We start from the raw sequence: 14864 nt of genomic DNA on the forward strand, positions 1-14864 counted from the left end.
TCAGCTCCTGGAGCAGGACGCTGAATGGCTAAAGTAAGTCTCATTGAATATGAAAAAGCTTTGTCGACGCTCAATGAATCATTAGAGCTTTATAGGAATTCAGGTAGTGGATCGGTAGAGCAGCGTGCCTTCCGGGACACTTGTATTCAGCGCTTTGAGTTTTGTGTGGAGCTTGCTTGGAAAGTGTCCAAAAAGGTCATGGGTACAGGGAGCACCGCTCCCAAAATGGTAATCCGAGAAATGGCACAAAACAATTTCATCGACAATCCCCAGTTGTGGTTGTCCTTTGTAGATGCCCGCAATAAAAGTTCACATACTTACGATGAAGATATTGCCGCAGAAGTGTTTACTGTGGTGAAGATGTTTCCGCAGGAGGGCGTTCGACTTTTGGAGTCGCTAAAAGCCCGATGATTCAGGGTCTAACTCAAGCCGAAAACGAGCTTCTAGAGCATCTAGCCATCCGACCTCTAAAAGAAATGGGCTGTGAAGTTTGGGTCTTTGGATCGCGGGCGCGCGGTGACCATCGAAAGTTTTCAGATATAGATTTGTTGTTTAAACTTCCGGTGGGTCAAACACTGCCTCATGGCTTTGTATCTGAATTAAATGAGGCGCTTGAGGAGTCAAATCTTGTATATAAAGTGGATTTGGTTGAGGAGAAAGACCTGGCTGAATCCTACCGTGATGGTGTGTTTAAGAACCGAGTATTGCTATAAAAGCCCGATTCGTATCGGGTACCCGGTTCAATTTTGATTTGCAATGCATCAGCATAGAGTCAATGAATTGGTCTGCCGGGTAAGGTCTAGGCTGAATCCACGGCTCGGTTTATCAAAGTCCGCCCAGAACCCCTTGACTTAAGACGAGCGCCTGCATGCATACGGAATTGCTGAGCAGAGCCCGACAGGCTAGATCTTGAAAGGCAATTGGTCTGTGGGTATTTTTTCCTGTTCAATTAAAACTCCCTCCCGACAAACTAACTCATAGGTCTTCTGCAGTGAACCCAAATTTTTGAATGGCCCGTAATATTCCTCTTTACGAACTGATAAATGCTTGTACTCGCCCACTGTGGACAAGCCCATGAGCACGGGCCGAACGTCAGGGATTCGCTCCATTAGGTAGCCAACAATCTCGTAGCCTTCCTTATCAATATCTCCCCAATAAAAAAATGTTGAAGGCAGCCTTTCATGAAATCCCACTAGCTGGGCCACCTTCCAGCCTCCTCCAAAGATCAAAAGCGTATTGCAACACTGTCGGTGTAGAAAACGAAAAGTCTCAAGATTTTCCACAACTAGAGTCTGCGACAACGATGAAAAATCATAGTCATTGACCCAATCACTTGACAACACGCCGTGAAAGCTGACAACGTCATGACTCTGAACTCGGCAGCGTGGAGCGAAGAAGCGAAACTCCGGATGACTTCTTAGTATTCGAAATCGCCTAAAAAAAGTCGACCAGTGAGACTTTTCCTGGCGCCCTTAATGACGCCGATAGTCGACCGTAATCCCTGACTGAAACTTCGCTACCCCTATGTCCCAAGGAAACCGGCCGTCACTCGCTTTCTCCCTCTTATTTTAACCGGTACATTAGATTTATTCTAATATACTGGACTTTATTTTGAAATAAATAACTAGTATATTAGAATTTATCGAACTTAGTGGTTGAAAATGAATAAGTACGAACTTAGGCAAAAAATCGGCAGAGAGGAGTTTAGTTACCAGAGTCTGATGGTCGCACTAAAGGCCTACAAAGCGCCCCTGCAGAAAATCAATGAGCTCTTGAAATCAGGACAATTAATCCGAGTCAAAAAAGGATTGTACGTCCTGGAACCAGACCCATTCGCGGCCTACAACCCTCTGCTGTTGGCCAATCTTATCTATGGTCCTTCTTATATCTCTTTTGAAACAGCTCTTTCCATTTGGGGTCTTATCCCCGAACGAGTCGAAGAAATTAAAAGCGTGACTAGTAAACGAAATAAATCATTTACCACTCCGATAGGACGCTACAGTTACCGCTATGTGAATCCTAAAAAGTATAAGTTAGGTATAATGCGAATGGAACAAGCCCCATCGGAAAACATTATTATAGCGAGTCCTGAAAAAGCTTTGGTTGATACAATGACATTAGCACTTAAATCTACGGAATTTTCATTTAAAGACCTTTTGGTCGACTTAAGAGTCGATGAATCCAGACTGGTCGAGCTTGTCCGCCCGGCAAGAGTGCGGAAAATAGTTCGACATTATAATTCACGACAGTGCCAAGAATTTTTGAACTACATAGAAAACCAAAAGGAATCGAATGGATGAGGTCATTGTAAGTATGCTGAATGCATACAGCTGCAAAACCAAACAGGACTACGAAAATGCTTTCAAAGAAATTATTCAAGAGGTGGCACTTCTTGGACTTTGGCGCTCCAAATTTTTTGAATACGCCGCTTTTTATGGAGGAACTGCCCTGAGGGCGCTTTATGGTTTGAACCGTTTTTCAGACGATCTGGATTTTTCGTTACTGATTACCAACAAAACTTTTGATATGGCTCCGCACCTTACCGCCATAAAAGATGAACTTGAGTCTTTTGGCTTTGAAATCAAAGTCGAATCAAAGAGCAAAAAAGTCGATTCAAACGTTGAAAGCGCCTTTCTTAAGGCTGGAACAAAAATTCAGTTTTTGAACTTGCGCGTACCAACTGACATTGCCAAACAAGTCCCACACAATGAAACGCTTAAGATTAAATTCGAAGTGGACACAGATCCTCCAAGTGATTTTTCAGTGGAAATGAAAAACCTCATGAGTCCCATTCCCTTTCAGGTAAAAACCATGACATTGGATTGCCTTTTTGCCGGAAAACTTCACGCTGTATTGGCGCGAAAATGGAAAACACGGATAAAGGGCCGCGACTTCTATGACCTCCTATGGTACTTGGGACAAAAGGTCGAGCCAAACTTACTTCATTTGAAATCACGCCTTGTGCAAAGTGAAAATTGGAATGTAAAAGATGAATTTTCGAAAGCAGATTTAGGTCGTTTACTCACCAAGAAAATTAAAGAAACAAATTTTTTGGATGCTAAAAACGATGTAGCACCGTTTATAAAGGCGCGAGAGCTCGCCAGTTTAGACTTATGGAACAAAGAATATTTCCTGGAAGTGTGCTCTCCTTTGTTCGGCTGATGTTGGATCAACAGCAGTGTAGCGAGAACAGCCGCCTCGCTACAACACGCCAAAATCAAAAAGGCCGCCGCTCTATTTCACATTTTGTTCACGGACTGTTCAGGCGTCTCAAAAGAAGACAAGTGAACACCCGTTAAACACAGTTAATGCGCTGAAATTATTAGTTTTTTTTAATCAAAAAAAAGATAAAAAAAGGCAAAATTTCACTAAAGTTTTCTCACAATGAGCCGAATAGGCCTTAAGTCTAGTGTCTTATTATGAGGCGGGGCTGAAACTAGTGCCTCCTAGTTTCTAACGAGATTCCCCTGTTACCCGGCCTCAGTGATTTGCACAGATGCTTAAGGATTTAAAGATTCATAAATTTAAATCTTTAAGTTCAGACCTCTCACGCCCCCAATGGACTGGGGGTTTTTTATTCTGAGGCGTAGAAGAAAGCCGGAATCCAAATTTCATCAAATCCCAGTGTTCGGGTTTCCACCTGCAGTGATCCGTTGGTGAGAATTTTGAATCCATTTTTGAACATCTTATTCTCAAGATTATAATCGTGAGAGTCCATGATGGTCGAAAAATATTTGCCATCACCAATTTCTTCGATTTTTGTGTAGTAAAATCGAAAATCCTGATGACCCAGATCAAAGATAACTTTTAATAATCGGTCACTCATGACTATCATCAAGCCGTTCCACTCATTCAAAAGTGTCCCATGTTGTGTCACACTCGTTGGTGCCAACGTGTACAAATACGCCGACGATGATTTCGGGCCAAGCTCAAGCGGATCCATTGACGTAGAAAAATGAGCCAATCCAAAAACGATCTCAGCTATGAGCTTGCGCTCAGAAACATCTAACAGCTCATAGTTGAGAACCAAACGCTTTAAGTGATCAAGTTCTCCCAGAATATCCCGATCCACATCATTTCCGCGCAACAATATCTTACAGTAAGGCAATCCCTCCACTGTTTGATCAAAGGGTCGTGGCTCTGCTTGCGATATTTCAGAAAAAATCAATGCACCACCAAAGAGTGCGATGATAAAAAACCTCAATACCATTGGCCGGCCGTCTCTTCTGAATGATAAAAATTCCAAATTACCCCCACCACCAGACTTGATGTGTGAGTGGTTTTTAACAGCGGGCTCGATGAGTTGGCAACGCCGTGGTAGAAACTCTTAACGAAGGCTGTAAAAAATAAAACTCTATCGGTAAATCGGTTGGTGACGGCCACCGAGACCTTGCTTCCCAACAAGCCTGGCCGCGCTTCATAGGCCGGGCGGGATGCCGTGGCGTACTCAAGGGGCACTTCATAGTAATATTGCATCAATGGACGCGTCGCATAAATGAGCGACCAGCGGGTAAAAAACTTAACATTCTCGTCAAACAACGACTCATGGGTAAAATCAAAGCCGGGTTGAAATACAAAACCCCTGTCATCCACGCGGGTAAAATCCGTAGAAAACACCCATCTTAACGGAAAGTTCAGATCGAGAGCCACAATGGCTGAATCCTTAACCGCATGGTAGACAAGACTCGGTCCCACCTCCCCGGTCCAATCAAGACTGGGCATTCCTTCACGGGCTCGATTGTCTTTTGATTTTGATGGAAACCCGGCCCCCATGCTCACGTCAAACTCTAAGCGGTCTGAATTGAAAAACCGGCCTCTGACTCCGTCTTCCTGGTCAGCGCGCAAAACCTTACCTCGATAGATAAAGTAAGGCACTCCCAACGTTCGAATTCGCCCTTGCTCCGCGCCCGGATAGTCGGGAGTATCAAACAGCCCGCCCATGATCCCAACTTCATAAAGGGGCTTATCCATGTCTTCACGCAAATAGGCCAACGCGGGTGAACCAAGGCCCTGCAACGTTAAGCACAAAAGAATTGCCCCAAAGGGGCGCTTCAATAAAAGATCAAGACCACTTAAAATAACCATTCTCAATTTTAGATCCACAATGATTTAGCACCCCGCTCACGAGCGGTATTGATCGCAACGTCATATCCAGCATCAATGTGCCGAAACAATCCCATGGCAGGATCTGCCGTCAACACTCGCTCAAGGCGTTCCGTCGCTTTTTCAGTCCCGTCACAAACAATCACTTGTCCTGCGTGCAGACTGTAGCCCATCCCCACGCCACCACCATGATGAAAACTCACCCATGTGGCTCCACAAGCCGTATTGATCAATGCATTTAAAATCGGCCAATCAGCCACCGCATCAGACCCATCTCGCATGGCCTCAGTTTCGCGGTTGGGTGAGGCCACCGAACCGCAATCGAGATGATCTCGACCTATCACAATGGGCGCCTTCACCTGTCCCGAGGCCACAAGTTCGTTAAATCGTTTTCCCGCTTTGGCCCGCTCGCCATATTCGAGCCAACAAATTCTGGAGGGCAGTCCTTGAAAAGCAATTCGCTCTTCAGCCATCGTTAACCAATTTAACAAATGAGTTTTCTCGGGAAAAAGTTCCCTTAAAGCATCGTCAGTGACTTTAATATCATTGGGATCTCCAGACAAAGCCACCCAACGAAATGGCCCGCTGCCCTTACAAAACAAAGGGCGAATATACTCGGGCACGAATCCAGGAATATCAAAAGCATTGGTGACACCTTCATCTTGCGCCACCGCCCGAATGTTATTTCCATAATCGAAGGTAATGGCCCCCTGCTTTTTCATCTCCAACATACCTTGCACATGTTTGGCCATGCTCGCCTTTGCCAAACGCACATACTCTTTTGGGTTCTCACTTCGCAAAATCGATGCGGCCTTGATATCAAAGCCTTCTGGTATATAACCCTCAAGGGGATCGTGAGCGGATGTTTGGTCAGTCAATAAATCAGGTACAAATTTTTTATCAATGAGCTGATGAATAACTGTGGCCATGTTACCAAGAAGAGCTACGGACCGCGCCACTCCCTGTTCTTGGTATCGCTTTATTCGGGTAAGGGCATCATCGAGATCATCTGCCACTTCATCCACGTATTTTGTTTTAATACGTTTTTCAATGCGATCCGGATCCACTTCCACTGCCAAAACACAGGCACCGGCAAATACTCCAGCGAGTGGTTGTGCGCCACCCATTCCGCCAAGGCCTGCTGTTAGAATGACCCGCCCCTTAAGGTCACCACCAAAATGGCGCCGACCGGCTTCGGCAAATGTTTCATAGGTCCCTTGCACTATGCCCTGACTGCCAATGTATATCCACGATCCCGCAGTCATCTGGCCGTACATCATGAGGCCTTGCTTGTCTAATTCGTCAAAGTGCTCCCACGTAGCCCACTTTGGAACAAGGTTTGAGTTAGCCAGTAATACCCTTGGTGCATCTTCGTGAGTTTTAATAATACCAATGGGTTTTCCTGATTGAACAAGCAGGGTTTCGTTGTTTTCAAGCTCTTTAAGGGCCGATAAAATTTTATCAAAACACTCCCAGTTTCTAGCGGCTTTTCCTCGGCCTCCGTAGACAATGAGCTCATCTGGTTTTTCTGCCACTTCGGGGTCTAGGTTATGTTGTATCATTCGATACGCCGCCTCTTGCAACCAGCCCTTACAATTTAACTTCGTGCCTGTCGGCGGATGAATTTCTCTTTTTACCATTCGAGATCCCCCACTGTGTTTTTCACGGTATCAATTAGGGTGTTCGTACGAATTAAACGCTTTATTTCTTCAATGTCTTTTGCAAACACCCGATCTTCTTGTGCAAAGGGCACTGTTTTATCAAGAACTTGGTGCACGGATAGAACCACACCCGCGGGTTCTATTGGTTTTAACAAACCCAGTGCTTGATTCGCGCACAACATTTCCATGGCTACTACGTTTTCAGCATTTCGCACAATTTTGCTTAACTTTCTTGCCGCTATGGTCCCCATACTCACATGATCTTCTTTGTCGGCGGAAGTGGGAATACTGTCTACAGAGGCCGGATGGGCCAAAATTTTGTTTTCGCTCACAAGCGAAGCCGCAGCCACTTGCACAATCATCATGCCGCTGTTGAGGCCACCTTCTGGAGCTAGGAATGCCGGCAACTGGCTCATTGCTGGGTTGATTAATTTTTCAATTCGACACTCAGACATACTGACCATAGCACTCATAGCAATACCCAAGTAATCAAGAGCAAAGGCCACCGGCTCACCATGAAAGTTACCACAGGACAAAACTTTATCTTCGTCGGCAAACACGAGCGGATTGTCCGTGCTTGAGTTTGCTTCTATTTCAAGAGTATGAATCACTGACCGTAAGGCGTCTTTGGCCGCCCCGTGCACGGCCGGCATACATCGCAGGGAATAAGCATCTTGCACCCGGTTGCAGTCTACGTGACTATCAGCAATGGGAGATGTTTCCCCTAAGATCTTTAACATGTTTCTTGCGGTTTTCGCTTCTCCGGGATGCGGGCGAGTGGCAGCTATGAGGGGATCAAATGCTGAACGAGTTCCCCGCAGCGACTCCAATGACATAGCTCCGGCCAAATCGGCCATCCACGCCAGACGCCGAGCCTCATAGGCCGACAGCAGTCCCACGGCCGTCATCACCTGACAGCCATTAATTAAAGACAAGCCCTCTTTAGCCTGTAACTCTAAGGGCTCTATCTGCGCATGCTGTAAGGATATAGGTGTGTCAACAGCACCCCCTTCACCCCAGACCTCACCTTCGCCGATAAGCGCAAGCGCCAAATGTGACAGCGGGGCGAGATCCCCACTAGCCCCCACACTGCCTTGTTGTGGCACACGTGGGATCACATCTTTGTTGAGAAACTCCAATATTTTTTCTACCACTTTTACGCGGCAACCGCTGTGACCTCGCGCTAAAGCGTTGGCGCGCAAAAACATAATAGCGCGAGTTTCATTTTTGCTAAAAGGATCTCCCACACCAGAGGAGTGCGATCGAATCAAGTTCTGTTGAAGCTTAACTATATCTTGTTGCGAAATGCGAACATCACTGAATGCCCCAAACCCCGTATTCACACCATACATTACATCGCCGCGATGAATTCGATTTTCAATATACGATCGAGATTTTTGCATGGCCTGTCGAGCAGATTCAGCCAGCACCACTAGTGGGCGAGGTTCCGCATGCGCCACCTGCCAAACTTGATCAATGGTCACTCCCTCACCAGAGACAACGATTTCTGGTCGCATTCGCGCCCTCAACTTTCTTTGGATAATTTTAGGGTTTCAATAGCTCGCGTATAGTCATTTTTAAAAACATAGCTGCCCGCTACTAATACATCAGCATCACGGCATTTTTTTGCCGTTTGTTCGTTGATGCCCCCATCAACCTCGATCAATGCTGAAGATCCTAGGTCGCCCAATCGCTTTTTTAATTGTTGAATCTTTATAACTTGATCCTCCATGAATGACTGCCCCCCAAACCCGGGGTTCACGGTCATTACCAAGACCAAATCAACTAGCTCCAAAAACGGCTCTAACTCATCCACTGAAGTGGCTGGCCGCAACGTAATGCCAGGCTTACATCCCAAACTACGAATCTGCTCAATGACGGCGCGCGGATCTTGTGTGGCCTCCACATGGATGGTCAAATAATCAGCGCCGGCGGCCACAAAGCTTTCTACAAACCGTTCCGGAGTTTCAATCATCAAATGCACATCGAGCGGCAATTTGGTCACCGGACGCAAAGACTTAACGACGGGGGCTCCGATGGTCAGATTCGGCACAAAATGCCCGTCCATCACATCAACGTGGATCCAGTCCGCTCCCGCTTTCTCCACAGCGTGGATTTCTTCCCCTAATTTTGAAAAATCCGCAGATAAAATGCTTGGTGCAATTAAGAATCTATTGTTCACCCCATTGGTCTCCGACGTTAACTGTGTAGCCTTTAAGATAATCGGCCACATTCATTCGTGCCCGCGACTCCGGCTGCACTTGTAACACCTTTAAAGTGCCATGACCACAGCCAATCAAAATGCCATCGCTTCCCACCGCCAACACTTGCCCGTGATGGGAGCGTGTTTCGTCAGAGCCAATAACGGCCTTGTGAATTTTCAGCATTTTGCCTTGCGTAAATGTGAAGGTGCCAGGGCCCAGTTGCAGACCCCTGATCTTATTGGAGATGTCTTTGGCGCTATGGGTCCAATCAATAAGACCTTCTGATTTATCGATCTTGCTCGCATAGGTGACCAATGTTTCATCTTGCGAGGTCGGAATGAGCTGCCCCTCCAGATAATCGACAAACTCTTCATGCAAAAGTTCTGCACCCAAAGGCATGAGCGCATCATGCAACTCCACAGCACTCATGTCGTCTGTAATCAAAATTTTTCTCACCCCGATCACGTCTCCGGCATCGAGCTGTTTCACCATCACCTGTAACGCCACGCCGGTTTCAGGATCGCCCGCCATGATGGCCCTTTGAATCGGTGCAGCCCCTCGCCACCTGGGCAATAAACTCGCATGTACATTGACCACCCGCTGAGGATACAAATCTAAAAATCTCTGCGGGAGAATTTGGCCAAAGGCCACCACAACCGCCGCATCAGCATTCCACTCAGCGAGGGCTTCAAAAACTTCTTCCGTATTTACTTTTTCTGGGCTCACTACAGGCAGTCCGTGCTGCAAAGCCAGCTGCTTAACCGGACAAGGCTGTAGTTGCATCTTTCGACCGGATTTGCGATCCGGTTGAGTCATTACTCCCACCACCTCAAACCGCCGGTCATCAATTAAAGATTGGAGGTGATATTGGGCAAATTGCGGCGTGCCCATAAACACTACACGGTAGGTAGACACTTATAAAGACCCCACACCGGCAGGCTCTTTGTTTTTATTCTCTTCGTCTTGTTCTTCTGGATCAGGATAACCATATTTTTTGATCTTTGATTTGATCCGATTGGATTTCACTAGGCTCAGGCGATCAATAAACAGCTTTCCATCCAAATGATCAATTTCGTGCTGAATGCAAATGGCAAGGAGTCCGTCTGTTTTTATGGTTATTTTTTTTCCGTTGATGTCTAAGGCTTCCACTTCAATCAGGTCGAATCGCTCCACCGTTTCGTAATAACCGGGCACGCTGAGACAACCCTCATCGAACGTGGTTTTTCCCTCTTTTTTTACGATGACGGGATTAAACAAAATCAGGGGCTGATCGATGGCTTTTTCTAAATCGGTCTGCTCCGAGTTGTCATAGCGCTTCCCCTCTTCATTTTTTGGTCGGGTATCGACAACCAACAGCCGAACGGTGCGGTCCACTTGGGCCGCGGCCAAACCAATACCATTAAAAGAATACATGGTCTCAAGCATGTCCTTGGCCAACTGCTGCAGCTCTGGAGTGACTTTTTCTACCGGTTCACAGCGTCGCCGCAATCGCGGATCTGGAAATTTCAATACCTCTAGCAATGTCATAGTTCTCCGCTTATAACACGCCGCTTTATTTTTTCAACCGATAGAAGAAAAATCCTGCGGCCCCAGCCATTATAAAATTGGGCCCCAATGCAGCCATAACGGGAGGCAAAATTTCATGCCGCCCCAGGGTGATAGAAGAGCTATAGAGAATCCAATAAGAAACCGCAAGCCCTATTACGATACCGATATTGGCCATATTTCCACCAGAGCGCTGCCTCCCCACACTAAATGGTATGCCAAGCAAAGACATGACCAAACCGGCAAAGGCAAAACCAAATTTGGCGTAATAGTCCACTTCATAGCGAATGGTATCTAGCCCCGCCTCTTTATTTCTTTTTATAAAAGCACTGAGTTGAGCGAGGCTCTGAACATCTGACGAATTGGCCGCGGCAGTGAGATCCGAGACATCGTCGCTCATCAAGACTGTCTTTGCACTAAAGCTTTGAGTCAGCGGAAAACTGGACTCTGGTACAAACAGTGTGACCACGCCGTCTGATAAAATCCACTCCCGATCTTTGATTTCCACATTCTTCGCCTTAATGACTTGCACTAAATCCCAGGCTCCATCGAAATAATACATGGTCAAACCTTGGGCCCGCGATTCCTGGGACTTTAATGTCTGAATATTGAAAAGCACATTCTGTGACCGATACCAAATCCGATTGGTTTTGACCGTTGAATACATGCCTGGTTTTTTCTTGATCTCCACATAGTAAGTGAAGTTCTTTTTTTGGTTGGCCCCCGGCAACACCGTATCACTCAACCAAAAACTCACCACACACACACCGGTTATGAGCGTTAAAATGGGAAGGCTCACCCGGGCCAAGCTCACACCAATACTAAATAAGGCCGTTAACTCGCTGTTTCTGTTCAAACTCGATAGTGTAAACAAGGTGGCCATCAGGCATCCCACAGGCACCATCTGATACAAAATTCCCGGAGTCCAGTAGGCGTAATAGCGAAGAATCGTAGAGCCTGACACGTCCACATTTACAAAGTTGGACATGAAATCCACAGTGATGTAGACGGTCGTAAAAACTGCCAATCCCACAAAGAAATAGACAAGAAACAACCGCGCAATATAGCGATCGATAATTGTTAACACAGTCAGTTATCGTACTTAAGTAAACCTGCCTTGACTAGACTTTACAAAAAGCGTTTACTTTTATTATGGCTTTGCGCGTCTTATTGGCAGATGAAAGTAGCACCATTAAGAAAGTTTTCCAACTTTCTCTTCAGGACTATGCCGTTGAGGTGGTTACCGTCAACGTAGGCCTTGATGTGATCGATGTGGCCCATCGATTCAGACCGGATATTGTGTTTGCCGATGTCTTACTACCTAAACGCGGTGGCTACGACGTGTCTTCAGATTTAAAAGCAGACAGGGAGCTCGGCGATGTGCCGGTGGTGCTTGTGTGGAGCGGGTTTATGGAGCTCGACCAAGACAAGTTTCAAGCCTCCAATGCCGATGCTCAATTAGAAAAGCCCTTTGACGCCAGGCAACTGCGCCAGCTTATCCAGCAACTTGTGCCAAAGACAAAAACGCAAAAAATTTCTCAATTTCTGACCTTTCCAACGATGCCAGAATTTCAAGAAGGTGAAGTAGCAGCTCGTCCAGCCCCCCCGGCCCCCAGTGCCGGCGCTGGAGGCCTTGAAATGGCCACGTCGCCCCCGCCATTTCCCGACGAAGACACTATGACGCGGTCAAATGTTCTCGGAAGTGATCTGGACGATTTTCAACAAGTTCAATTAGCGGCCCCCGAAATGGACACGCATTCACAGGCCTCATCTATTGCGGACCCCTCCCCTCAAGAGATTTTGTCTGATTCTCCGGAAGATGATGAGGGCGGTTGGGTTCAGAAAACCATTTCCAATTATCGCTTAGAACTCGACCACGATGACGAAACGGGCTCTGATGCGATGAAACTTCAGTATGTGGTCCCCGAAGACAGTGTCAGCACGACCGCCCCTCCACCAATTGACCCTGATACTAGCTATTCTAACGATGTGGATGGTGAAGACTCAAATGAATATGCCGTGGAGACAGCCCCGCCAGCCCCTGCGTCGCAAGTCCCCCACCTTTCAGCGGATGAGATAGAGACCATTATCCGCGCTCAATCCGCTGATGTGATTGAATCTGTTGTGTGGAAAGTCGTGCCCGATCTCGCTAAACAAATCATCGAGCGAGAGCTTAAAAAATTGCTTGATGAACAAGATCAAAGCCTATGACCAAGACCACATCCCCTATAGAAAAACTCATCGAGCACGCACTCGATGAAGATATGCCAAGCGGCGATATAACCACCGATTCATTGGGCGTGCCCGAGCAATGGGGACGAGCTCGACTGATCGCCAAAGAGGATTTAGTCCTATCGGGAATGCTTTTTTTTGAAGCAGTCATGCGAAAACTTGAACCGCAAGCCGACATTTCATGGCAGTTTACTGAGGGTCAATTTGTCGTATCTGGACAAACCGTGGGGACCCTTAGTGGAAATCTTGTACAAATTCTCAAGGCCGAACGCGTGGCCTTAAACTTTATTGGACACCTCTCGGGAGTGGCCACCCTCACTCGTTGTTTCGTTGCCAAAACAGTGGGGACCCGCTGTAAAATTTTGGACACCCGAAAAACATTGCCGGGACTTCGCATTTTTGAAAAGCAAGCCGTGGTTCACGGTGGGGGCGAAAACCACCGCATGAATTTAAGTGATGCCATTCTCATCAAAGAAAACCACATCCGGATGATGGGCGGCATACGAAAAGCAGTAAATAGCATTCGCAGTCGAAGCGCTCTTCCCATTGAAGTTGAAGTCACCAACCTTGATGAAGTGAAAGAATCTCTGGCTCTCAAAGTTGACCGTTTGCTCTTAGATAACATGAGCGCGGAGGAAATCAAAAAGGCCTTAGAGTTCGTCCCCTCATCAGTTAAAACTGAAGCCAGCGGCAACATGACCCTTGATCGAATCAGCGAAGTGGCGGCCACAGGGGTTGACTATATTAGCGTAGGTGCGCTCACCCACTCAGCACCCACTGCTGATTTTAGTTTGCAGTTTGATTGGAGTGAGGCTGGTAATAATGGGTGAAATCAACATTGCAAAATGGACTTCGGATTGGGCCAGTCAAACTCAAACGTCTTACTGGTTTGAAAACACAACCACCAGCACAAATGATGTAGCCAAACAAGAGTTTTTAAGAATCAATGAGCCCTTAAAACTTTATGTTTGTGGTTTTCAAACGGCGGGCCGGGGAAGAGACAACAACACCTGGGTGACTCCGGCAGAAAATGCCAGTCTTCTTTGTAGCTGGTCACTGGCCATGGTCTCGCCTCCCCAGCACATTTCAGCACCCCGCTTGGGTCTTGGATTGTTTCAATCCGCACAACAAACTTGGCCACAGATTGATTTTAATTTGAAAGCCCCTAATGACCTCTACATCGGGTCGAAAAAAGTGGCGGGCCTATTACTAGAAAGTCAAAGTCAGGGCGCCTCTCACCGCCTCATTGTGGGAATCGGCTTCAATGTGGCCTCACATCCTGAACAGATCCCCGAAAGCACTCACCTAGGTGAGTTTCACTCCACATTGTCTGAACTCGAATGGACCCAGTTTCTCAGTGCTCTGAAGCACGAAATCATTGATGCACAAAAAGATTGCCTGCACCCCCACCTTGGGGATGGGCCGCGCCGACGACTCCTCGAGGCACTGAATAAACACCCCTTGCTGTCTGAGCCATACATTGATATTTCTGAACATGCTGACTTAGTAACGGGTTCAGGAATTGTACCCTGGGCGACCCTTTAGCTGGAGAATTGCATGGCTTTGACTTACACTCCCTCACCAGAATTTGGACAAGCATGCCCTGAATTTGCACTTCCAAGTGTTGACGGTCAGAGCTTTCAGCTCTCTGACTTTACCGGCACAACAGCCCTTCTCGTGATGTTTATTTGTAACCATTGCCCCTACGTGAAAGCCATTGAAGATCGAATCATTCGCCTAGCTCGCCACATCGCTGATAACGGCGGTGCTGTTGTGGCCATTTGCTCAAACGATCCTGCTGAATATCCCGAAGATGCCCCGGAAGAATTAAAAAAGCGGTGGCTAGAGAAAAATTATGGCTTTCCCTATTTGGTTGATGAGCAACAAGATGTGGCTCGCTCTTTTGGAGCCGTTTGCACACCTGATTTTTTTCTATACGATAAGAACATGAAACTGGCTTATCGCGGTCGACTGGACGATTCATGGAAAGACGCTTTAAAAGTAGACAAACAAGAATTGAAAATGGCATTTGAGGCCATCGTTGAAAACAAACTGCCGGCCAAGGATCAAGTGCCGTCAATGGGTTGTTCTATTAAATGGAAAGGCACGGGAGGCTAAA

At 46.8% G+C, this 14864-nt stretch carries 17 protein-coding genes; 8 read left to right on the top strand and 9 right to left on the bottom strand.

The window, feature by feature from the left end; translation table 11 throughout:
* The first annotated feature begins 24 nt into the window (after nt 1–24).
* Both H6626_08050 and H6626_08055 read left to right on the top strand, forming a co-directional pair.
* Entirely contained in the window at nt 25–411 is a 387-nt protein-coding gene (locus H6626_08050) for a nucleotidyltransferase substrate binding protein (protein USN46176.1), read from the top strand.
* Entirely contained in the window at nt 408–713 is a 306-nt protein-coding gene (locus tag H6626_08055) for a nucleotidyltransferase domain-containing protein (GenBank protein USN46177.1), read from the top strand. The genes H6626_08050 and H6626_08055 overlap by 4 nt, the downstream gene beginning before the upstream one ends.
* Nucleotides 714–902: 189 nt before the next feature.
* Here the strand turns inward: H6626_08055 and H6626_08060 are convergent, their stop codons facing one another.
* Complete coding sequence (locus H6626_08060; GenBank protein ID USN46178.1) at nt 903–1343, bottom strand: hypothetical protein; 441 nt, start codon at nt 1341–1343, stop codon at nt 903–905.
* A gap of 318 nt (nt 1344–1661) precedes the next feature.
* On the opposite strand from H6626_08060, the gene H6626_08065 reads away from it, so the two are divergent.
* Together H6626_08065 and H6626_08070 are read left to right on the top strand one after the other, a co-directional pair.
* A complete protein-coding gene (locus tag H6626_08065; protein USN46179.1) occupies nt 1662–2300 on the top strand; it encodes a hypothetical protein in 639 nt (212 codons plus the stop codon).
* On the top strand, nt 2293–3162 hold the full coding sequence (locus H6626_08070) for a nucleotidyl transferase AbiEii/AbiGii toxin family protein (GenBank protein ID USN46180.1): 870 nt from the start codon (nt 2293–2295) through the stop codon (nt 3160–3162). The genes H6626_08065 and H6626_08070 overlap by 8 nt, the downstream gene beginning before the upstream one ends.
* 412 nt (nt 3163–3574) lie before the next feature.
* Here H6626_08070 and H6626_08075 read toward each other — a convergent pair whose 3' ends face one another.
* The 8 genes from H6626_08075 to lptG are packed head-to-tail and all read right to left on the bottom strand — an operon-like array spanning nt 3575 to nt 11600.
* On the bottom strand, nt 3575–4210 hold the full coding sequence (locus H6626_08075) for a hypothetical protein (GenBank protein USN46181.1): 636 nt from the start codon (nt 4208–4210) through the stop codon (nt 3575–3577).
* Nucleotides 4201–5091, bottom strand: a complete 891-nt coding sequence (locus tag H6626_08080) for a MipA/OmpV family protein (protein USN46182.1) — start codon at nt 5089–5091, stop codon at nt 4201–4203. The genes H6626_08075 and H6626_08080 overlap by 10 nt, the downstream gene beginning before the upstream one ends.
* Before the next feature lie 2 nt (nt 5092–5093).
* The gene (gene hutU, locus H6626_08085; protein USN46183.1) at nt 5094–6743 is read right to left on the bottom strand and encodes a urocanate hydratase; all 1650 of its coding nucleotides are present in this window, start codon (nt 6741–6743) and stop codon (nt 5094–5096) included.
* Nucleotides 6737–8269 (bottom strand): histidine ammonia-lyase, encoded by a 1533-nt coding sequence (gene hutH / locus H6626_08090; protein ID USN48983.1) that lies wholly within the window; start codon nt 8267–8269, stop codon nt 6737–6739. The genes hutU and hutH overlap by 7 nt, the downstream gene beginning before the upstream one ends.
* Before the next feature lie 20 nt (nt 8270–8289).
* Nucleotides 8290–8997, bottom strand: coding sequence for a ribulose-phosphate 3-epimerase (locus H6626_08095; protein USN46184.1), 708 nt, complete (start codon nt 8995–8997; stop codon nt 8290–8292).
* Nucleotides 8936–9883: a methionyl-tRNA formyltransferase gene (locus tag H6626_08100; protein USN46185.1), complete on the bottom strand. Its 948-nt coding sequence runs from the start codon at nt 9881–9883 to the stop codon at nt 8936–8938. The genes H6626_08095 and H6626_08100 overlap by 62 nt, the downstream gene beginning before the upstream one ends.
* Nucleotides 9884–10495, bottom strand: a complete 612-nt coding sequence (gene def, locus H6626_08105) for a peptide deformylase (GenBank protein USN46186.1) — start codon at nt 10493–10495, stop codon at nt 9884–9886.
* Nucleotides 10496–10520: 25 nt separating this feature from the next.
* Nucleotides 10521–11600, bottom strand: coding sequence for an LPS export ABC transporter permease LptG (lptG, locus tag H6626_08110; GenBank protein USN46187.1), 1080 nt, complete (start codon nt 11598–11600; stop codon nt 10521–10523).
* Between the two features lie 65 nt (nt 11601–11665).
* Between lptG and H6626_08115 the strand changes: the two genes are divergently transcribed.
* Genes H6626_08115 through H6626_08130 form a run of 4 tightly spaced genes read left to right on the top strand, consistent with a single transcriptional unit; the run spans nt 11666 to nt 14863 of the window.
* Nucleotides 11666–12724, top strand: a complete 1059-nt coding sequence (locus H6626_08115) for a response regulator (GenBank protein USN46188.1) — start codon at nt 11666–11668, stop codon at nt 12722–12724.
* Nucleotides 12721–13575 carry a carboxylating nicotinate-nucleotide diphosphorylase gene (gene nadC, locus H6626_08120; GenBank protein ID USN46189.1) on the top strand — a complete coding sequence of 285 codons (855 nt, stop codon included), beginning with the start codon at nt 12721–12723 and terminating at the stop codon, nt 13573–13575. The genes H6626_08115 and nadC overlap by 4 nt, the downstream gene beginning before the upstream one ends.
* Nucleotides 13568–14290, top strand: a complete 723-nt coding sequence (locus tag H6626_08125; protein ID USN46190.1) for a biotin synthetase — start codon at nt 13568–13570, stop codon at nt 14288–14290. Before nadC ends, H6626_08125 begins: the two co-directional genes overlap by 8 nt.
* A gap of 12 nt (nt 14291–14302) precedes the next feature.
* Nucleotides 14303–14863, top strand: coding sequence for a thioredoxin family protein (locus H6626_08130; protein USN46191.1), 561 nt, complete (start codon nt 14303–14305; stop codon nt 14861–14863).
* Nucleotide 14864 lies beyond the last annotated feature (1 nt).

It is taken from the genome of Pseudobdellovibrionaceae bacterium (assembly GCA_023898385.1).
Classification (GTDB): domain Bacteria; phylum Bdellovibrionota; class Bdellovibrionia; order Bdellovibrionales; family UBA1609.

Excerpts from the sequence above, each read along its gene's own strand:
- H6626_08050 (USN46176.1), top strand. The coding sequence starts at position 25 with ATGGCTAAAGTAAGTCTCATTGAATATGAAAAAGCTTTGTCGACGCTC.
- H6626_08055 (USN46177.1), top strand. The coding sequence starts at position 408 with ATGATTCAGGGTCTAACTCAAGCCGAAAACGAGCTTCTAGAGCATCTA.
- H6626_08065 (USN46179.1), top strand. The coding sequence starts at position 1,662 with ATGAATAAGTACGAACTTAGGCAAAAAATCGGCAGAGAGGAGTTTAGT.
- H6626_08070 (USN46180.1), top strand. The coding sequence starts at position 2,293 with ATGGATGAGGTCATTGTAAGTATGCTGAATGCATACAGCTGCAAAACC.
- H6626_08075 (USN46181.1), bottom strand. The coding sequence starts at position 4,210 with ATGGTATTGAGGTTTTTTATCATCGCACTCTTTGGTGGTGCATTGATT.
- hutU (USN46183.1), bottom strand. The coding sequence starts at position 6,743 with ATGGTAAAAAGAGAAATTCATCCGCCGACAGGCACGAAGTTAAATTGT.
- H6626_08095 (USN46184.1), bottom strand. The coding sequence starts at position 8,997 with ATGTGGCCGATTATCTTAAAGGCTACACAGTTAACGTCGGAGACCAAT.
- def (USN46186.1), bottom strand. The coding sequence starts at position 10,495 with ATGACATTGCTAGAGGTATTGAAATTTCCAGATCCGCGATTGCGGCGA.
- H6626_08115 (USN46188.1), top strand. The coding sequence starts at position 11,666 with ATGGCTTTGCGCGTCTTATTGGCAGATGAAAGTAGCACCATTAAGAAA.
- nadC (USN46189.1), top strand. The coding sequence starts at position 12,721 with ATGACCAAGACCACATCCCCTATAGAAAAACTCATCGAGCACGCACTC.
- H6626_08125 (USN46190.1), top strand. The coding sequence starts at position 13,568 with ATGGGTGAAATCAACATTGCAAAATGGACTTCGGATTGGGCCAGTCAA.
- H6626_08130 (USN46191.1), top strand. The coding sequence starts at position 14,303 with ATGGCTTTGACTTACACTCCCTCACCAGAATTTGGACAAGCATGCCCT.